This is a genomic window from Mesorhizobium sp. LSHC412B00, from assembly GCF_000503035.1.
Taxonomy (GTDB): Bacteria; Pseudomonadota; Alphaproteobacteria; order Rhizobiales; family Rhizobiaceae; genus Mesorhizobium.
This window is the reverse complement of record NZ_AYWB01000002.1, coordinates 273,528-291,598: the sequence shown is the minus strand read 5'-3', so window position 1 is coordinate 291,598 and position 18,071 is coordinate 273,528. Positions and strand designations below refer to the sequence as shown.

The following is an 18,071-nucleotide window of genomic DNA, read 5'->3' as shown; positions in this document are numbered from 1 at the left end:
TTTGCACTTGCGGTAGTCCCAAAACCGCTTGCCGCCGTCCGGCGGCATGTGCTTGAGGGGTAAAATACCCACGATTAAACGATTTACAACTCCGGGAGGGGCCGCCGATCGCGCGACTCGAGCCTTGCCGGGTTTTGATGCGGGAATCCGTTGGCTCGCCAGGCAACGGCCCTGAGGGCTCCTTCCCTTCTCCCCCTGTGGGAGAAGGTGCAGTCAAAACGGATAGTGCTGCCCCGGATCCTCGATGGTTAGCCAGCGCAGGTCGGTGAACTCGGCGATCGAGGCCTTGCCGCCGAAGCGGCCGTAGCCTGAACCCTTGACGCCGCCGAACGGCATTTGCGCCTCGTCGCCGACGGTCGGGCCGTTGATGTGGCAGATACCGGCTTCGATGCGCGCGGCGACCGCCATGGCACGGCGGATGTCGCGGCTGAACACGGCTGAAGACAGGCCGTATTCGGTATCGTTGGCGACACGTACCGCTTCGTCCTCGCCCTTGACGCGGATCACCGGCTTGACCGGGCCGAAGGATTCTTCCGAATAGACGCGCATCGCCGGCGTCACGTGGTCGAGCAATGTCGCCTCGACCACGGTTCCGGTGCGCTTGCCGCCGGCCACAAGCCTGGCGCCCTTGGCGACGGCGTCGGCAACCAGTTCTTCCATCTTGTCGGCGGCTTGGTCGCTGATCAGCGAACCGAGCACGACATGGTCGCGCGGGTCGCCGGCAGGCAGCTGCGCGGCGCGGGCGGCGAGCTTGGCGACGAATTCGTCGGCGACCTTTTCATCGATGACCAGACGCTCGGTCGACATGCAGATCTGGCCCTGATGCATGTAGGCGCCGAAGGTCGCGGCATTGACCGCGGCGTCGATGTCGGCATCGTCGAGCACGACCAGCGGCGCCTTGCCGCCGAGTTCGAGCAGCGCCGGCTTCAAGTGACGGCCGGCGAGTTCGGCAATGATCCTGCCGACCTTGGTCGAGCCGGTGAAGTTGACACGCCTTACGGCGGGGTGCGCGACCAGTGCCTCGACGATTGTCGCTGCGTCCTTGGGATCATTGGTGACGACATTGATGACGCCCTTGGGCAGGCCGGCCTCGACCAGCACCTGCCCGATCAGCCGGTGTGTGCCTGGGCACATTTCCGAAGCTTTCAGCACAACCGTGTTGCCGCAGGCGATCGGCATGGCGATGGCACGGGTTCCGAGGATGACCGGTGCATTCCACGGCGCGATGCCGAGGCAGACGCCGGCCGGCTGGCGGATCGCCATGGCCAGCGTGCCGGGCTTGTCGGAGGGAATGACCTCGCCCGAAATCTGCGTCGTCATGGCGGCTGCCTCGCGCAGCATTTTGGCGGCGAGCATGACGTTGAAGCCGGCCCAGGGGCAGGTCGCGCCGGTTTCTTCCATCATCAACTTGGTGAATTCGCCGACCTTGGAGTCCATGACATCGGCCGCCTTGGACAGCAAAGCGCGGCGCTCGCCCGGACCGGTCTTCGACCACGTCTTGAAAGCGGCAGCAGCGGCTTCGACCGCGGCATTGGCGTCGGCGATGCTGGCTGCGGCAGCGCGGGTCGCCAGCTTGCCGGTGAACGGGTCCATGCGCTCGTAAGAGGCTGAGCCGGAGGCATCCCTTTTGTCGCCGTCGATCAGAAGTCCGATGTCCATTGTTCTCTCCCTCGCTCGCCGTGGAGCGTCTTTTCTATCTATTATCGACCACGATCTGATCCGAACACCGGCTCCCACTTTTCGGGATCATGGTCTAGAAGCCGAGCACCTCGGCATTGATCGATGCTTCAAGCCCACCGTCAACCGGCACATTGGCGCCGTTGACCCAGCGTGCGCCGTCCGAGCACAGGAACAGCACGACAGGCGCGATGTCGCCCGAGGTTCCGGCGCGCCCGACCCTGGCGATGTCGCTGTCCACGCGGGCGTCACCCAGCACATTGCGGAACTGTTTGAGGATCGGCGTCTCGACCGGGCCGGGGCTCACTGCATTAACGCGGATGCCGCGGCTCCTGAACAGATCCTGATGTGCGGCGCGCTGCGTCCACAACAGCAGCAGCTCCTTGGAAACGGGATAGCCTTCCTCGTTCTTCACCTGATGGTCGGCGATCATCTTCGCCACATCGGGAAAGCCTTCGATGCCGACCATCGATGCCGCGCGGTTGAGATTGGCGCGCCAGCCATAGCCGGCGATCGAGGCGACGTTGACCACGGCGCCGCCTTCACGAAGTCTTGGTGCGAGGCCTTCCGAGAGCGCGCGCAGGCCGTAGAAGTTGACGGCCAGTGTCGACACCGCACCGGTGTTGCCGGGGAGGCCGGCGACATTGCAGAGCGCATCGATGCGCTGCGGCAGGCGCCCGAGGAGATCGTCGACGCCGGCCTTGGATGAGATGTCAGCCTTGACGAAACTGCCGGCCGATGCTGCCGGTTCACGCACGTCGACGCCGATCACGTCAGCGCCCAGTTGGCCGGCAAGTTCCGCCGTGCGGGCGCCGATACCGGAGGCGACACCGGTGATGAGGATGGTCTTGCCGAACAGCATGGTCACGCCTTTTCTGGATGCGTTGCGGCCTGTTGCGGCGAGGGCGCCGCGTCGCCATCTGCGGCGTTTGGCGGGAGCCTGACGCGGTAGCCGACCGGCAGCAGGCGCAGGCCAAAGCGCTCCTCCAGCGTTCCCCACAGGCCGCGCGGCAGGAAGAGCGAGAACAGCACCGCCGTGGCGCCAAGGCCGATCAGATACCAGACGCCGGTGCCGCCGAACCAGGTCTCGATGAGGAAGAACAGCAGCGCACCCAGAATGGCGCCCTCGAAGGTGCCGATGCCGCCGACCAGCACAATGAAGATCATGTAGGCGGTCCACTGGACGTTGAAGTACGTTTTCGGCTGGAAGGTGATCGACGTGGCCAACCACAGCGCGCCGGCCATGCCGATGCCGAAGGCGGCGAGCACGAAGAGCAGCCGCTTGGTTCCAGTGACGCGCACGCCGACCGATGCCGCGGCCTCCTCATTGTCCCTGATGGCGCGGATGGCCGCACCCGTGCTGCCACGCAGCAGGCTAAACAGGGTGGCGAGCAGCGCCGTCATCGCGGCCAACGCCAGCCAGTAGATCGTCGCCCGCCTGACGCCGGCGTCATAGACGTTGAGCGAGATCAGCGACGTCCCGGTTTCGCCTTGCACCAGCCGGTCGAGATTGACCAGGAGATGGGTGAGCGCGGCGATCACCCACATGCCGATGGCGAACTCGCCATTCCTGAGCTTCAGCATGAACAGCGACATCGGCCAGGAGATCGCGCCGACGATGATCGCCGAGACGAACAGCGAGGCGAACGGGTTGAGGCCGGCATCGGCGAGGCGAATGGCGAAATAGGCGCCGAGGCCGAAGAACACCTGCTGTCCCACGGAGACCAGGCCGCCGAAGCCGGCGAGCGCATTCCACATCGCCGCCAGGATCACATAGATGAACAAGGCGGTCATGCGGTCGACGGCGCCGGCCGACAGGAAGTGCGGCGCGATCGCCAGCAGCGCGATGATGACGACGACCGCGATCGCCGAGATGCGCGAGGCGGAGGTGCCGCGCTCGATGACGGGGGAGGTCGAATCGGCGCTCATGACGCTTTCCTCGCGGGCAGGCGCAGCAGGCCGCGCAGGCCGAGGCCGGAAGTGGAGAGCCGGATGAACAGCACGATCAGGAAGGCGACATGGCCGCCGATCAGAAAACCTTGCGGATGGATCTGCGCGCCGAGCGTCTGGGCGAGCGCCAGCACGATGCCGCCGACCAGCGTGCCCCACAGCGAACCGGCGCCGCCGATCACCGCCGCCTCGAAGGCGAACAGCAATTGCGGTGCGCCGGTGTAGGGATCGAAGGTGGCGCGCATGCCAAGGAAGGCACCGGCAAGACCGACCGTGACCATGGCGATGGCGGCCGCGAGGGCGTTGGCGCGGCGCGCATCGACGCCGACGAGACCGGCCGTGTCGGGATCTTCCGACGTGGCGCGGATCGAGCGGCCAAGCCTGGTGCGGGTGAGGAACAGCTGCAGTCCGCCAAGCAATATGACGGCGGCGGCGAACATGATCACGGCAAGCTTGCCGACATAGATGCTGCCCGGCCATTCCCAGGAATCGTAGGAGAGGCTGCCGATATAGGGCGCCAGCGAACGTGTGTCGGCGCCGAACTGCTCGAACAGCGCATTGTCGATGACGATGGCGAGGCCGAACGTGGTCAGGATCGGCAGCAGCGCGCCTCCACGGGCGCTGCGCTCGAGTAGGAAGCGTTGCAGCGCCCAGCCGATGGCCGCCATCAGCGGCAGCACGATGAGCAGGCCGACGAAGGGCGAGATATGGAATTGCGAGGCGAGCCACCACAGCGCGTAGGCGGAAAACACGGCCAGGCTGCCATGCGCGAGGTTGATTATGCGCATCACCGAAAACATGAAGGAGAGGCCGCAGGCGATAAGCGCGTAGTAGCCGCCGAGCAGGATGCCCTGGACGATCTGGTTGCTCATGCCGGCACACTCCCGGCGCTTTTTCTGTGCAGACCGAAATAGGCTTTCGTCACTTCATCGCGGGACATGCCCTTGCTCGGGCCTTCCAGCGCGACGCGTCCTTCGAGCATGCAGATGACCTTGTCCGAGACCGAGAGCGCGCGATTGAGGTCCTGTTCGACCAGGATGATCGTCGTGCCGGAGCTGATCAGGCCTTGCAGCGAAGCGTATACGCGATCGACCACCAGCGGCGACAGGCCGAGCGAGACCTCGTCGAGCAGCAGCAGTTCGGGATTGCTCATCAAAGCGCGGCCGATGGCGGTGGCCTGCTGCTCGCCACCGGAGAGATGCCCGGTCTTGGCATGGCGGCGCGGCTTCAGATTGGGGAACGTGTCGAGCACTCGTTCCACGCTCCAGTCGCCGGGACGGCCGGCGGTCTTGCCAAGCAGGAGGTTCTCCTCGACCGTCATTTGCACGAACAGTTTTCGCCCTTCCGGCACCAGCGCGACGCCCATGCCGACGCGCTTGTGCGAGGGAACGCCGGTGATATCGGCGCCATTCAGCAGCACGCGGCCGGCCGTCGGCTCATGGGCGCCGGCGATCGCCCGCAGCAGCGTCGTCTTGCCGGCGCCGTTGGCGCCGACCAGCGCCAGCGTTTCGCCGCGCTCGATCGTAAAGCTCACACCGCGCACCGCCTGCAACAGGCCATGGCGGACGACCAGATTCTCGATTGCGAGCAGGCTCATTTCGGGCCTCCGCCGAGATAGGCGCGCACGACTTCCGGGTCGGCCATCACCGCTTGCGGCTCGCCATCGGCGATGATCTTGCCGGCGTCCATACAGATCAGCCGCTCTGCCACCTGCAGCAGGATGTGGACGATGTGCTCGATCCAGACGATGCCGATCTTGCGGCGGCGCAATTCCTTGATGGTATCGACAAGTTCGCTCGCCTCGCCATCGGTCAGTCCGCCGCCGATCTCGTCGAGCAGAAGCAGCGTAGGCCTTGCCGCGAGCGCGCGGGCAAGTTCCAGCCGCTTGCGGTCGAGCAGGCCGAGCGTTTCGGCGCGCCGGTTGGCCACGCCCATCATGCCGCACAGTTTCAGCGACTCCAGCGCCTCTTCATAGGCCTCGTCGCGGGCGAGACCGGCGCCATGCGACGCGGCAACAAAAACGTTCTCGAACGTGGTCATGCCGCTGAACGGCTTGGGCACCTGGTGCGTGCGCACCAAGCCGAGACGACAGCGCGCTGTAGCCGGCATCGCGGTCACATCGCCACCCTTGAAGGCGACCGTGCCGGCGCTCGGCGGGAAGGCGCCTGATAAGATGCTGAGCAGCGTCGTCTTGCCGGCGCCGTTCGGGCCGACGATGCCGACGGCCTCATCGGCATTCATGGCGAAGTCGACATCGTCGAGCACCACCAGCGCGCCGAAGCGTTTCTGGATGCCGGCAGCGCGGAGGATCGCGGCGTTTGCTGAACCGTTCACGATGCGATCCCCGTAACCGATCGTCAGCTGTTATACGGCTGGAGCTTGGCCTCGACCGGAACCTTCGGGTCGGTGGCGTTCTCGGTCACGACGTAGTCGAGCGGGAATTTGCCGCCTTCCTTGGCCGCCACCCATTGGGTGCCGATGATCGGGCCGGGAGAGACATTGGCGACCGGGCCGCTGGTGAAGTCGACCTTGCCGATCATGGTCTCGGTGTTGAGCGTGCTCAGCGCCTTGGCGACGGCCGCCTTGTCCTTGGCGTCGGTGCTTGCCTTCAGCGCCTCGAAGCCGGCGTCGAGCAGCGACATCGAGGCGCCGAGCTGCTGCGTCCACTGCTTGCCGCTGGCGGCCTCATAACCGTCGGCCAGTTCGATTCCCGAAACGCCGGTCAGCGGCGACTTGTAGGGAAAGGCCTTGTGCCAGTAAGCGGCGCTCGAAATCTTGTTGCCGAGATCGCCCAGCGCCTCGATGTCGGACGGGAACAATCCGGTCTTGGCGACCTGGCAGATCTTGATCTGCTTGATCAGGCCTTGCTGTGCAGCCTGACGCCAGAAGGCGGCGAAGTCCGGCGGGATCGGGAAGGAGTTGAAGATCTCGACGCCTTCCTGCTTGAACAGCGCGATCTGCGAGGAATAGTCGGTGGTGCCGGTCTCGTAGGCGCCGGGATCGACGATGGTGAAACCCTGCTTTGCCAGCAACGGCGCCAGATGGGTGCGGATGGCATTGCCGTCTGCGTCGTTGGGATACATGACGCCGACCTTCTTGTTGGTCTCGATCAGGTTCCATTGCGAGATGTAGGTCCGGAAGAACTCGTCGACGCCGAAGCCGAAATGATAGGTCCATTTGAACGGCGAGGGTTCGCCGGGCTTGGCGCCGCGGCCGAAATACCAGGCCTCCCACGGCATGACGGTGGAGAGGCAAGGCACGCCGGCGGCTTCGCAGGCGTCGGCGACCGGGTTGATCACCTCCGGCGTCGACACCGCCAGCATCAGGTCGACGGCCTGGTTGTTGATGAGGTCCTTGGCGAGCTGGCCGGCGCGCGACGGGTCGGATTGCGTGTCCTGGTCGATGATCTCGACACTGTATTTCTTGCCGCCGATGTCGAGGCCGTTGGCGAGCGCCTTGCGGGCGAGATCGAGCACATAGCCGTCGGTCTGGCCGAAGCCGGCGAGCGGCCCGGTGCGCGGGCTGACAAAGCCTACCTTCAGCGTGTCGGCGGCCTGCGCGAATGCCTGGCCGCGGCTGAGCGCAAGTGCCGCGCCGCCGGCGAGCGATGTGGCGATGAACTGGCGCCGCGAGACGCCGGATTTGCTTGAGGTCATGCTGGTATTCCTCCCTTTCCTGACGGCACCTGGAGGTCACCGCCGGCCTGCTCAAAATCGATGCCGCCCGTTCTTAAGATCGGAGATCGCCTCGGCAGGCCTTGAGGCGGCAGCGGAACGCCGCCAATGCCGATAACGGCACGATTTCGATCCTCCCATCGTCACAGTGCCCTAGGTGTTTGGTTTGGTAAAATGATATTTTGCGGTGTTTCGTTAACCACCAGGTTATGGAAATACGGCTGAAGGCCCGCTCTGCGCCAGATTGGCGAAAGGTGCTCAGGCGTTCTGGCTGGCCGCCTCGCGAATGGTCTGCAGCAGGATGGTGAAGGCCGGCGAAGGCGCAGTGTCGGTCCGCATCGTCAGGCCGACCGGCCCTTTGGTTTCCTCGGTGTTAACGGGCAAGGCGACGAAGGCGCCGCTGGAGAGTTCGTTGGCGACGACGCCTGTCGATATGATCCAGACCGCGTTGCTTTGGCGCAGGAAGGCACGGCCGAAGGAATCCGAGACGGTCTCGATCTCGGTCGCAGGCGCCGTCATGCCGTTGGTGATGAACAGGCGGTCGACGAACGGGCGGATGACCGATTCCCGCGTCGGCATCAGCACCGGAAATTCATCGAGCCGGGCGAAGATGTCCTGGCCCGGCTGCAGCAGCGGATGGCCGGCCCTCACCACGAACAGCACCGGTTCGGAATAGAGATGCTCGAAGAAGAAGCCGGTCATGTTTTCCGGCGCCGCAAGCCGGCCGACGACGAGATCGAGCGCACCGACGCGCAACTGTTCCAGCAGGACCGCGTTCTCGCCGGTGACGATCTTGATCGCAGCACCGGTATTTTCACTCAGGAACAGGCTTATGGCGCGTGGCATCACCTTGGCCGACACTGTCGGGAGCGCCCCGATGCGGATCGGATGCCGGTTGATGGCGCCGTCCTGGCGGACGGAATCGACGCCGCGCTTCAGTGCCGTGATCGCCGTGCCGGCATGGCCGAGAAAGATTTCGCCAAGCCGCGTCACCCTGATGCCGCGGCCGTCGCGTTCGACGACAGCGATGCCAAGCGCCTCCTCCAGTTCGCGCAGCGTCTTCGTCACGGCCGGTGGGCTGACATGGAGAAAGTCGGCCGCCCTCGCCACGCTGCCTTGCCGCGCTACCTCAAGGAATGCCTGCAGGTGGCGGAACCTTATGCGGCTTTCGGACATGTTCTCATAACCTAGCAGTTAATGAAACGGCGTAAAATATCATTTTACCAAACCAAATGCCTTGTGCAATGTGAACACGGAGGATCGAAATCGTGCCATTCGTCAACATTGGCGGCATCACGCTGCACCATCGCCATATCAAGGCGAAGGGAAATGCGCGGCCGATCGTGTTCATCAATTCGCTGGGCACCGACTTCCGCATCTGGGACGAGGTGTTGTCCGAACTGGGTGGCGAAATGCCTGTGTTGGTCTACGACAAGCGCGGCCATGGCCTGTCCGACATTGGTGGCGTCAGCTCGATCGACGAGCATGTCGATGATCTGTCGGGCCTGATCGATCATTTCGAACTGAACAATGCGGTGCTGTGCGGCCTGTCGGTGGGCGGCCTGATTGCGCAAGGGTTTTATGCCCGGCGCCCCGAAATCGTCGACGGCCTCATCCTGTGCGACACCGCCCACAAGATCGGCACGGCCGACAGCTGGAACACCCGCATCGAAACGGTCGAAAGCAAAGGCATCCAGGCCATCGCCGATGCCGTGCTCAAAATGTGGTTTACGCCTGCCTTCCACGCGGACCGTGTCGCCGAGCTCGACGGCTACTGGAACATGATGACCCGGCAAGCCGTCGCCGGCTATGTCGGCACCTGCGCCGCGGTGCGCGATGCCGATTTTACCGAGGCTGCGCAGGCGATCGCGGTGCCCACGCTTTGCGTCGTTGGCGACCAGGACGGCTCGACGCCGCCGGATCTCGTCCGCTGGATGGCCGATCTGATCCCAGGCGCACATTTCGAAATCATTCGTGACGCCGCGCACATCCCTTGCGTCGAACAGCCCGAGGCGCTGACCACCCTGATCCGCGATTTCGTCGCGGCGCTTCCCCTGAGAAAGCAGACCCATGGATGAACTGCCCAAAAACGAAACCAGATACCGAACCGGGCTGACCGTCAGGCGCTCGGTGCTCGGCGACCCTCATGTCGATCGCAGCGAGGATGCCGTCACCGATTTCGACCGGCCGTTCCAGGAGCTGATCACCGAGGCAGCCTGGGGCACTGTGTGGGCGCGTCCGGGCTTCAGCAGGCGCGAACGCTCGATCGTGACGCTGGCACTGCTGGCCGCCCTTGGCCATGATGAAGAGGTCGCCATGCATGTGCGCGCCACCGCCAACACCGGTGCGTCGCGCGACGATATCTGCGAAGCGTTCCTGCATGTCGCGATCTATGCCGGCGTGCCGGCCGCCAACCGCGCCTTCAGGATCGCCAAGGAGGTGTTTTCGGAAATGGACGGAAGCAGGGCTGGCCATGCCAGCTGATGCCGGCTCGAACCGCAGGCCCGAGAGCGGAGCCTTCTTCCAGCGCGACCGCGGTTGGCACCCGCCGGCGCTGACGCCCGACTACAAGACGTCGGTGCTGCGCTCGCCGCAAAAGGCGCTGCTGGCCTTCGACAACACGGCGTCGGAGATCACCGGTCCGGTGTTCGGCCACGCCGTGCTGGGCGAACTCGACAATGACCTGATCCACAATTTTGCAAAGTCCGGCGAGAGCGCCATCGGCGAGCGTATCATCGTCTATGGCCGCGTGCTCGACGAGCGCGGCCAGGGCGTCTCCGGCGCGCTGCTCGAATTCTGGCAGGCCAATGCGGGCGGCCGCTACCGCCACAAGAAGGACGGCTATCTGGCGCCGCTCGATCCGAATTTCGGCGGCTGCGGCCGCACCATCACCGATGCCGACGGCGGCTATGCCTTTCGCACGGTGAAGCCAGGTCCCTATCCCTGGCCGAACGGGCCCAATGACTGGCGGCCGTCGCACATCCATTTCTCGGTGTTCGGCCACGGCTTCGCACAGCGGCTGATCACCCAGATGTATTTCGAGGGCGACCCGCTGATCTGGCGGTGCCCGATCGTGCGCGGTATCCGCGACAGGGCGGCGATCGAGACGCTGGTCGCGGCGCTCGACATGCAGGCGACGATCCCGTTCGACGCGCGCGCCTACAAGTTCGACATCGTGCTGCGCGGGCGCCGCGCCTCGCTTTTCGGAAACCGGCCGGAGGGCAATTGATGGCGCAGTCGCTCAGCCGGCTGAAGGAGAGCCCGTCGCAGACGGCGGGGCCTTATGTGCATATCGGGCTGACGCCGAATTTCGGCGGTATCGGCGGCGTCTATCCGACAGACCTCGGCGCGACGATGCTCAACGACAAGACCAAGGGCGAGCGCATCGGTTTGCGCATCCGCGTGCTCGACGGCACCGGCACGCCGCTCAAGGACGCGCTGATCGAGATCTGGCAGGCGGATGCCAATGGCTTCTACAATTCGCCGGCCGAATTGCGCGGCGATGCCGATCCGGATTTTCAGGGCTGGGGCCGTCAGCCGACCGACATGGAAACCGGCCTGTGCAGTTTTCAGACGATCAAGCCGGGACGCGTGCCGTATGGCGACGGGCGGCTGATGGCGCCGCATATCAGCTTGTGGATCGTCGCGCGCGGCATCAATATCGGCCTACATACGCGGCTCTATTTCTCAGACGAGGCCAAGGCCAATGCCGAGGATCCGATCCTGGCCCGCATCGAGCACAAGGTGCGCGTGCCGACGCTGATCGCCGAGCGGCAAGGCGACAACTATATTTTCGACGTCCATCTCCAAGGGGAGAAGGAAACGGTCTTCTTCGACAGCTGACGGTCAGGAAACCAATGACATGACCGTATCGCCCTTCGACCATCCGCTGCTCTCCGGCCTGCTCGGCGACGAGGAGGCGGCTCGGCATTTTTCGGTGGATGCGGAAATCGCCGCCATGCTCGATTTCGAGCGCGCGCTGGCGCAAGCGGAAGCCGAAAGCGGGACTATCGGCACGGATGCCGCCGCGGCGATTGTACCTGTCCTGTTGTCATACAAGCCGGACACCGCGCGGCTGCGGGCCGGTGTGGCGAAGGATGGCGTGATCGTGCCCGAACTGGTGCGCCAGTTGAAGGCAGCGGTCGGGGCGCCGCACGACGCCGGCGTGCATTTCGGCGCAACCAGCCAGGACGTCATCGACACTGGCCTGGTGCTTCGGCTGCGCCGGCTCATTGAACATCTCGACCTGCTGCTGACTGAAAACATTCTGCGGCTGGTGGGGCTGGAAGAACGTTTTGGCAGCCGTGCATTGACAGCGATGACGCGCATGCAGCCGGCGATCCCAATTCAGGCGTCGGACCGCGTGGCGGTGTGGCGCACGCCGCTGCAACGGCATCAGCAGAGACTGTCGGAGCAATCCAAGCGTCTGATCGTGGTGCAGTTTGGCGGCGCCGCCGGCACGCTGGAGAAGCTGGGCGACAAAGGACCTGCCGTGCGCGCGGCCCTTGCCGCAAAGCTCGGCCTTGGCGACGCGCCGCAATGGCACAGCCAGCGGGATGCGCTGGCCGAATTCGCCGGGCTGCTATCGCTCATCACCGGCAGCCTCGGCAAGTTCGGCCAGGACATTGCGCTGATGGCTCAAGATAGAACCGACATCAAGCTGTCCGGCGGCGGCGGCTCGTCGGCCATGCCGCACAAGCAGAACCCGGTGAAGGCGGAAGTGCTGGTGACGCTGGCGCGCTTCAACGCCACCCAGCTTTCCGGCATGCATCAGGCGCTGGTGCATGAGCAGGAGCGCTCCGGTGCTGCCTGGACGCTGGAATGGCTGCTCTTGCCGCAGATGGCGGTTGCGACCGCGGCTGCGCTACGGCTCGCCGCCGAACTCGCCGGACAGATCGAAAGCCTGGGACACTGATGCGCACCCGGATTGTCATTGTCGGCTCCGGACCGTCCGGGCTGCTGCTTGGCCAGCTTCTCGGCACCATTGGCGTCGAGACGGTGATCCTCGAACGTTCGAGCCGGGAGCATGTGCTTGGCCGGGTGCGGGCAGGGGTGCTCGAACAAGGCACCGTCGAGTTGCTCGAAGAGGCGGGCGCAGCTGCAAGGCTGCATGCCGAGGGCCTGCTGCATGCCGGCATCTCGCTTGCCTTCGGCGGCGGCCTGCACCGGCTCGACCTCACGGCACTGACTGGGGGAAAGCATGTCACCGTCTATGGCCAGACCGAAGTGACGCACGATCTGATGGACAAGCGCGAGGCGGCCGGGCTGACCACCGTCTATGAGGCGGCCAACGTCGCGCTGCATGGTTTCGATGGCGAAGCGCCTTACGTCACCTATAGCAAGGACGGCGTCGGCCATCGCATCGACTGCGACTTCATCGCCGGCTGCGATGGCTATCACGGCGTCAGCCGCAAATCGGTGCCTGAGCGGGCGCTGAAAACCTTCGAGCGGACCTATCCCTTCGGCTGGCTCGGCGTGCTGGCCGAAGTGCCGCCGGCCGATCACGAACTGGTCTACGCCAACCATGAGCGGGGCTTTGCGCTGTGCTCGATGCGGTCGACGCATCGCAGCCGCTACTATGTGCAGGTCCCGACTGACGAACAGGTCGACGCCTGGAGCGACGGTCGCTTCTGGGACGAATTGCGCAGTCGCCTGCCGGAACAGACCGCAGCCGCCGTCGTTACCGGACCATCCTTCGAAAAGTCCATCGCGCCGCTGCGTTCCTTCGTTGCCGAACCGATGCGCTTTGGCCGGCTGTTCCTGGTCGGCGACGCCGCCCATATCGTGCCGCCGACGGGCGCCAAGGGGCTCAACCTTGCCGCCAGCGACGTGCGCTATCTCTTTGCCGGGCTTCGCGAATTCTATCTGGACAAATCACCAAGCGGGCTCGACGCTTATTCAGCCAAGGCGCTGGCCAGAGTGTGGAAGGCGGTGCGCTTCTCCTGGTGGATGACGACGATGCTGCACCGCTTTCCCGATACGGGCGAGTTCGGCCAGCGCATCCAGGAAGCCGAGCTCGACTATCTCGTGCATTCGCAAGCGGCGTCGACCGCGCTGGCTGAAAACTATGTCGGTTTGCCCTATTAGGGCGGTGCAAACTCAAACCCGTTCGAGCGCCACCGCGATGCCCTGGCCGACGCCGATGCACATGGTGGCCAGCGCATAGCGGGCGCTGCGCTCGCGCAGCTCCAGTGCCGCAGTGCCAGTGATACGCGCGCCCGACATGCCCAAGGGATGACCAAGCGCGATGGCGCCGCCATTCGGATTGACGTGCTCCGCATTCTCGGAGATGCCGAGTTGACGGAGCACGGCGATCCCTTGGGAGGCGAAGGCTTCGTTGAGTTCGATGACATCGAATTGGTGCGGTGTCAGGCCGAGGCGGGCGCAGAGCTTTTGTGTCGCCGGGGCAGGGCCGATGCCCATGATGCGTGGCGCCACGCCGGCAGCAGCGCCGCCGAGGACGCGGGCGATCGGCGTCAGGCCGTATTTTTTCACAGCCGCCTCGGAGGCGATGATCAGCGCTGCCGCGCCGTCATTGACGCCGGACGCGTTGCCGGCGGTGACGGTGCCGCCCTGGCGGAACGGCGTCGGCAATTTGGCCAGCGACTCGACCGTGGTGCCGGCGCGCGGATGCTCATCCTTCGATACGATAATCGCATCGCCCTTTTTCTGCGGGATCGTCACCGGGGTGATCTCCTTCGCCAGCCGGCCATTGGCCTGTGCTACGACGGCCTTGTCCTGGCTGCGCACGGCAAACGCATCCTGGTCGGCGCGCGACACCTGGAAGTCCTCGGCGACGTTCTCGCCGGTCTCCGGCATGGAATCGACGCCATATTGTTTCTTCATCAGCGGGTTGATGAAGCGCCAGCCGATGGTGGTGTCATGGATCTCGGCATGGCGTGAAAAGGCGGTCTCGGCCTTGGGTATGACGAAGGGCGCGCGGCTCATCGATTCGACGCCGCCGGCGATCATCAACTCGGCTTCGCCCGCCTTGATGGCGCGGGCGGCAATGGTGAGCGCGTCCATGCCGGACCCGCAGAGGCGATTGACGGTCGAGCCTGAAATTTCCTTCGGCAGTCCGGCCAGGAGCAGCGACATGCGGGCTACATTGCGGTTGTCCTCGCCGGCCTGATTGGCGCAGCCATAGACGACGTCGTCGACAGCCTGCCAGTCGATGCCGGCATTGCGCTCGACCAGCGCCTTCAGCGGGATGGCGCCAAGATCGTCGGCCCGCACCGACGACAGCGAGCCGCCGAAACGGCCGATCGGGGTGCGGATGTAATCGCAGATGAATGCCTCGGTCATGTCATGCGGCCTTTTCTTTTCCGCTTCCCTCATGCGCCGCCTTGGTGCGGGCCTGCAGGTCGCGCAATGTCGTCAGCTCGAGTTCCGTCGGCGCCGGCGTTTCGTCAAGCGCCTCGGCGAACTTTACGATCCAGCCACAGCTGTCCTGCACCTCAAGCCGCGTTGCGCCGGGATGCAACGACACCACGGTGAATTCCTTGCTCACCGGATCTGGCTTCCAGATGGCAAGGTCGGTGATCAGCAGCGTCGGCCCTGATGTCTCGATGCCGAGGCGCTGGCGATGGTCGCCGCCATCGCCATGGCCGAAGGAGGTGAAGAAGTCGATCTTCTCGACCATGCCGCGCTTGGACTGCGCCATGGTGATGTAGATCTCCTTCGACGAGGTGGCGATCTCCGGCGCGCCGCCGCCGCCGGGCAGGCGGGTCTTGGGATGCGCATAGTCGCCGATGATGGTGGTGTTGATGTTGCCGAACTTGTCGAGCTGGGCGGCACCGAGGAAACCGATCGAAATGCGGCCGCCCTGCAGCCAGTAACGAAACATCTCCGGCACCGAGACGGTCGTGACGGCGGTGTCGCAAAGTTCGCCGTCACCGATCGACAGCGGCAAAACATCGGGCGCGGTGCCGATGGTGCCGCTTTCATAGATCAGCGTGATGTCGGGCGCATGCGTCAGTCGCGCGACGTTGCAGGCGGCCGACGGCGCGCCAATGCCGACGAAGCAGACATCGTCGTTTTTCAGGGCTCGGCTGGCGGCAATCGTCATCATCTCATTGGGAGTAAAGCCGCTCATGCCGCGCTCCTCAGATGCTTTACGCGGCCGGCGAAATCGTCCGCCGTGCGCTCGAGGACATTGGCCTGCATCCAGGCCTGGAATTTTTCACGGTCGGCGGCGATGTCGTCCCATTCGAGATAGGCGGCGTTGTCCCTGGCATAGTAGCCGTGCGTGTAGGAGGGATGCGAACCGCCTGATACCACCGAGATCGCAGCGATGGTCCAGCGCGGCAGCACGGTGAGGTTGGGATGCAGGTCGTCGAAATTGTCGACGACTTCCTCTACCGTCACCACGGCGCGCTTGGCCGCGAGCACCGCTTCCTTCTGGATGCCGATAATGCCTTCGACCAGCACATTGCCTTTTTTGTCGGCCTTCTGAGCGTGGATGAAGGTCACGTCCGGTCGGATGGAAGGAACGGCGGCAAGCACCTCGCCGGTGAACGGGCAGGTGACCGAGCGGATGTTGGGATTGACTGCCGCCAGCCCGGCGCCGCGATAGCCGCGGAACACCGCGCAAGGCAGGCCGGCAGCTCCCGCCTCGTAGGCGTTGGCCATGCCGGCATGGCTGTGCTCCTCGATCTCGATCGACCGGGGGAAGCCGTTCTCGATGGCGTCGCGGGCGCGGCGCAGCAGGCCGACGCCGGGATTGCCGACATAGGAGAAGATGATCTTCTTGGCCATGCCCATGCCGATCATCTGGTCGTAGATCAGGTCGGGGGTCATGCGGATGAGCGTCAGGTCGCGAAAGCCCTGGCGGATGGCCTCATGCGCCGCCGCCGTCGGGATCAGATGCGTGAAGCCTTCGAAGGCGACCGTATCGCCATCATGCAGGTTCTCAGCCACGGCCTGTTTGAGCGGCAGGAAATTGACCATCGCCAAGAACTCCGAAGTTCAAAAAGTTCGTATTGCGAACATTTGTTTTGTATGAGATATTTTTACATCGCGCCGCCGAGACGAGTCAAGGCGGCGCATTGTCTTGCGGAGGCCGCATGGAGGACGAGGCAACGACACGCGACCATGTCGGCTCGCTGGAGCGCGGCCTTGCAGTCATGGAGATACTGGCCCGGCATCCGGCCGGGATGACGCTGACCGAAATGGCGGAGGAGGCGGGGCTGACCCGCGCCGGCGCGCGTCGCTTCCTGCTGACGCTAACCGCGACCGGCTATGCCACGCAATCCGGCCGGCAGTTTTCGCTATCGCCGCGCCTGCTCACCATCGTGCGCTCCTGGCTCGGCGGCGCCTCGCTGTGGACATTCGCCGCACCCATCATGCGCGACGTGGCCGCCCAGTTCGACGAGGCCTGTAACGCGGCGGTGCTGTCGGGCGAGGAAGTCGTCTATGTCGCGCGCATTCCTGGCCGCCGCATCCTCAGCGTTTCGCTCGATGTCGGCACCAGGCTGCCGGCGCATTGCACCTCGATGGGGCGCGTCCTGCTTGCGGGGCTGGGCGCGGATGAGCTGAAGGCCTTGCTTGCAGAGGCGAGGATCGAACGGCGCACGCCGAAGACGATCACCAGCCGCGCCGCGCTGGCCAAGGCCATCGACGCAGCGAGGGCGGATGGCTTTGCCGTCGTCGATGAAGAGCTGGAACTTGGCCTGCGCTCGATAGCGGTGCCGATCTATGACCGCGCCGGCAAGACCGTGGCGGCGATCAACGTCTCGACGCAGTCGGCGCGGTTCTCCGTCGAGGCGATGGAGCGGGATATCCTGCCAGCGCTGCGGACGGCCAAGCAACGGATTGAGGAATTTTTCTTCGTGTGAGCGCAAGGCTAATCGCCTGAGGGAAGCGCTGCCCCCGCTCTGTCTCGGAGACGCGACGCCCTGCGCGGTTAGCGTCGCCATGCGAACAAACGATGCCCGGGGCACCTGAGCACAACGCATATGCGTGAATCCAAATATATCGTTGACGCCGCCCTTCAACTCCAATATCGAACAGGACTATACAGGTTTACTGAACAGGTACCCATATGAAGCGGCGCGCGGTTCAACTTTCTCCCGGCACGGGCAAGCCCGAGCAGATCGCCACCGTTCTCGAACATGAGATCCGCTCCGGCGTGCTTGGCTTCGGCGACCGCCTGCAAAGCGAGAACGAACTCGTCCAGCGCTTTTCCGTCAGCCGCAACACGGTCCGCAAGGGCCTCGAGGAGTTGTCCAGCCGTGGGCTGATCACGACCAAGGTCGGCATCGGCTCCTTCGTCACTTTCGACGGCAAGCCGGTCGATGACAGCATTGGCTGGTCGCGGGCGCTGGCCAATGCCGGCGCCAATGCCGAGACGCGGACGCTGCGGCTTGAAGTGATCGAGGATGCCGATCTTGCCGCGCTGCTTGGCATCGAAAGCCCGTTCTTCATCGCCGTCGACCGGGTGCGCACCAATGCCAGCGACGGCCATGCGATCTCCATCGAACGCAGCCGCCTGCCGCTGTCGCCCGAACTGGAGGACGTGCCGCTGCGCGGTCTGCGCGAAGGCTCGCTGCACCAGACGCTGCGCGGCGCCGGCCTCATCCCAGACCATGGCGAGGAATGGGTCGGCATCGAGATGCTGAATGCCGAAGACGCCGCCATTCTCGGCTGCCCGCAAGGCACGCCGTTCCTGCGCGGACGCCGGCTGACGCGTGCGGCTGACGACCGGCCGATCGAATATGTAACCAGCCTGCTCAACCCGGCGCATTTCGCGCTGCATATGAGGTTTTGAGC

General features: G+C 64.7%; 19 protein-coding genes. 8 read left to right on the top strand and 11 right to left on the bottom strand.

Going from position 1 to position 18,071, the window contains the following annotated elements; all coding sequences use genetic code 11:
• Positions 1-213: 213 nt before the first annotated feature.
• From X757_RS158925 to pcaQ, 8 genes are all read right to left on the bottom strand, one after another.
• Positions 214-1,659 (bottom strand): aldehyde dehydrogenase, encoded by a 1,446-nt coding sequence (locus tag X757_RS158925; RefSeq protein WP_023725452.1) that lies wholly within the window; start codon positions 1,657-1,659, stop codon positions 214-216.
• A gap of 94 nt (positions 1,660-1,753) precedes the next feature.
• Positions 1,754-2,539 (bottom strand): coniferyl-alcohol dehydrogenase, encoded by a 786-nt coding sequence (locus X757_RS158930; RefSeq protein WP_023725451.1) that lies wholly within the window; start codon positions 2,537-2,539, stop codon positions 1,754-1,756.
• A 2-nt stretch (positions 2,540-2,541) separates the two neighbouring features.
• Entirely contained in the window at positions 2,542-3,606 is a 1,065-nt protein-coding gene (locus X757_RS158935) for a branched-chain amino acid ABC transporter permease (RefSeq protein ID WP_023725450.1), read from the bottom strand.
• Positions 3,603-4,499, bottom strand: coding sequence for a branched-chain amino acid ABC transporter permease (locus X757_RS158940; protein ID WP_023725449.1), 897 nt, complete (start codon positions 4,497-4,499; stop codon positions 3,603-3,605). Before X757_RS158940 ends, X757_RS158935 begins: the two co-directional genes overlap by 4 nt.
• A complete protein-coding gene (locus tag X757_RS158945) occupies positions 4,496-5,224 on the bottom strand; it encodes an ABC transporter ATP-binding protein (protein WP_023685278.1) in 729 nt (242 codons plus the stop codon). Before X757_RS158945 ends, X757_RS158940 begins: the two co-directional genes overlap by 4 nt.
• Positions 5,221-5,961, bottom strand: a complete 741-nt coding sequence (locus X757_RS158950) for an ABC transporter ATP-binding protein (RefSeq protein ID WP_023691339.1) — start codon at positions 5,959-5,961, stop codon at positions 5,221-5,223. The genes X757_RS158945 and X757_RS158950 overlap by 4 nt, the downstream gene beginning before the upstream one ends.
• A gap of 23 nt (positions 5,962-5,984) precedes the next feature.
• Entirely contained in the window at positions 5,985-7,283 is a 1,299-nt protein-coding gene (locus tag X757_RS158955; protein ID WP_023691338.1) for an ABC transporter substrate-binding protein, read from the bottom strand.
• Between the two features lie 276 nt (positions 7,284-7,559).
• Positions 7,560-8,477 carry a pca operon transcription factor PcaQ gene (gene pcaQ, locus X757_RS158960; protein WP_023685275.1) on the bottom strand — a complete coding sequence of 306 codons (918 nt, stop codon included), beginning with the start codon at positions 8,475-8,477 and terminating at the stop codon, positions 7,560-7,562.
• Positions 8,478-8,569: 92 nt separating this feature from the next.
• Here pcaQ and pcaD point away from each other — a divergent pair, with 92 nt between their 5' ends.
• From pcaD to pobA, 6 genes are read left to right on the top strand one after another with little or no spacing between them, the layout of a single operon-like run.
• Positions 8,570-9,379 (top strand): 3-oxoadipate enol-lactonase, encoded by an 810-nt coding sequence (gene pcaD / locus X757_RS158965; protein WP_023725448.1) that lies wholly within the window; start codon positions 8,570-8,572, stop codon positions 9,377-9,379.
• Entirely contained in the window at positions 9,372-9,785 is a 414-nt protein-coding gene (gene pcaC / locus X757_RS158970; protein ID WP_023668153.1) for a 4-carboxymuconolactone decarboxylase, read from the top strand. The genes pcaD and pcaC overlap by 8 nt, the downstream gene beginning before the upstream one ends.
• Positions 9,775-10,530: a protocatechuate 3,4-dioxygenase subunit beta gene (gene pcaH, locus X757_RS158975; protein ID WP_023725447.1), complete on the top strand. Its 756-nt coding sequence runs from the start codon at positions 9,775-9,777 to the stop codon at positions 10,528-10,530. Before pcaC ends, pcaH begins: the two co-directional genes overlap by 11 nt.
• Positions 10,530-11,144, top strand: coding sequence for a protocatechuate 3,4-dioxygenase subunit alpha (pcaG, locus tag X757_RS158980; RefSeq protein ID WP_023725446.1), 615 nt, complete (start codon positions 10,530-10,532; stop codon positions 11,142-11,144). The genes pcaH and pcaG overlap by 1 nt, the downstream gene beginning before the upstream one ends.
• A 19-nt stretch (positions 11,145-11,163) precedes the next feature.
• Positions 11,164-12,216, top strand: a complete 1,053-nt coding sequence (locus X757_RS158985; protein WP_023725445.1) for a 3-carboxy-cis,cis-muconate cycloisomerase — start codon at positions 11,164-11,166, stop codon at positions 12,214-12,216.
• Positions 12,216-13,388, top strand: coding sequence for a 4-hydroxybenzoate 3-monooxygenase (gene pobA / locus X757_RS158990; RefSeq protein WP_023725444.1), 1,173 nt, complete (start codon positions 12,216-12,218; stop codon positions 13,386-13,388). Before X757_RS158985 ends, pobA begins: the two co-directional genes overlap by 1 nt.
• 12 nt (positions 13,389-13,400) lie before the next feature.
• On the opposite strand, the gene pcaF is transcribed toward pobA, so the two are convergent.
• From pcaF to X757_RS159005, 3 genes are read right to left on the bottom strand one after another with little or no spacing between them, the layout of a single operon-like run.
• Positions 13,401-14,606, bottom strand: a complete 1,206-nt coding sequence (gene pcaF / locus X757_RS158995; RefSeq protein ID WP_023725443.1) for a 3-oxoadipyl-CoA thiolase — start codon at positions 14,604-14,606, stop codon at positions 13,401-13,403.
• A gap of 1 nt (position 14,607) precedes the next feature.
• Positions 14,608-15,396, bottom strand: a complete 789-nt coding sequence (locus X757_RS159000; protein WP_023725442.1) for a CoA-transferase subunit beta — start codon at positions 15,394-15,396, stop codon at positions 14,608-14,610.
• Positions 15,393-16,250 carry a CoA transferase subunit A gene (locus X757_RS159005; RefSeq protein ID WP_023702154.1) on the bottom strand — a complete coding sequence of 286 codons (858 nt, stop codon included), beginning with the start codon at positions 16,248-16,250 and terminating at the stop codon, positions 15,393-15,395. The genes X757_RS159000 and X757_RS159005 overlap by 4 nt, the downstream gene beginning before the upstream one ends.
• Before the next feature lie 116 nt (positions 16,251-16,366).
• Between X757_RS159005 and X757_RS159010 the strand changes: the two genes are divergently transcribed.
• Complete coding sequence (locus tag X757_RS159010; protein ID WP_023714833.1) at positions 16,367-17,137, top strand: IclR family transcriptional regulator C-terminal domain-containing protein; 771 nt, start codon at positions 16,367-16,369, stop codon at positions 17,135-17,137.
• 206 nt (positions 17,138-17,343) lie between these two features.
• On the top strand, positions 17,344-18,069 hold the full coding sequence (locus X757_RS159015) for a GntR family transcriptional regulator (RefSeq protein WP_023687928.1): 726 nt from the start codon (positions 17,344-17,346) through the stop codon (positions 18,067-18,069).
• The last annotated feature ends 2 nt before the right edge of the window (positions 18,070-18,071 follow it).

Bases quoted from the DNA above. Each gene is read 5' to 3' on its own strand.
- X757_RS158925 (WP_023725452.1), bottom strand. From the start codon at position 1,659: ATGGACATCGGACTTCTGATCGACGGCGACAAAAGGGATGCCTCCGGC.
- X757_RS158930 (WP_023725451.1), bottom strand. From the start codon at position 2,539: ATGCTGTTCGGCAAGACCATCCTCATCACCGGTGTCGCCTCCGGTATC.
- X757_RS158935 (WP_023725450.1), bottom strand. From the start codon at position 3,606: ATGAGCGCCGATTCGACCTCCCCCGTCATCGAGCGCGGCACCTCCGCC.
- X757_RS158940 (WP_023725449.1), bottom strand. From the start codon at position 4,499: ATGAGCAACCAGATCGTCCAGGGCATCCTGCTCGGCGGCTACTACGCG.
- X757_RS158945 (WP_023685278.1), bottom strand. From the start codon at position 5,224: ATGAGCCTGCTCGCAATCGAGAATCTGGTCGTCCGCCATGGCCTGTTG.
- X757_RS158955 (WP_023691338.1), bottom strand. From the start codon at position 7,283: ATGACCTCAAGCAAATCCGGCGTCTCGCGGCGCCAGTTCATCGCCACA.
- pcaQ (WP_023685275.1), bottom strand. From the start codon at position 8,477: ATGTCCGAAAGCCGCATAAGGTTCCGCCACCTGCAGGCATTCCTTGAG.
- pcaC (WP_023668153.1), top strand. From the start codon at position 9,372: ATGGATGAACTGCCCAAAAACGAAACCAGATACCGAACCGGGCTGACC.
- pcaH (WP_023725447.1), top strand. From the start codon at position 9,775: ATGCCAGCTGATGCCGGCTCGAACCGCAGGCCCGAGAGCGGAGCCTTC.
- pcaG (WP_023725446.1), top strand. From the start codon at position 10,530: ATGGCGCAGTCGCTCAGCCGGCTGAAGGAGAGCCCGTCGCAGACGGCG.
- X757_RS158985 (WP_023725445.1), top strand. From the start codon at position 11,164: ATGACCGTATCGCCCTTCGACCATCCGCTGCTCTCCGGCCTGCTCGGC.
- pobA (WP_023725444.1), top strand. From the start codon at position 12,216: ATGCGCACCCGGATTGTCATTGTCGGCTCCGGACCGTCCGGGCTGCTG.
- pcaF (WP_023725443.1), bottom strand. From the start codon at position 14,606: ATGACCGAGGCATTCATCTGCGATTACATCCGCACCCCGATCGGCCGT.
- X757_RS159000 (WP_023725442.1), bottom strand. From the start codon at position 15,396: ATGAGCGGCTTTACTCCCAATGAGATGATGACGATTGCCGCCAGCCGA.
- X757_RS159005 (WP_023702154.1), bottom strand. From the start codon at position 16,250: ATGGTCAATTTCCTGCCGCTCAAACAGGCCGTGGCTGAGAACCTGCAT.
- X757_RS159010 (WP_023714833.1), top strand. From the start codon at position 16,367: ATGGAGGACGAGGCAACGACACGCGACCATGTCGGCTCGCTGGAGCGC.
- X757_RS159015 (WP_023687928.1), top strand. From the start codon at position 17,344: ATGAAGCGGCGCGCGGTTCAACTTTCTCCCGGCACGGGCAAGCCCGAG.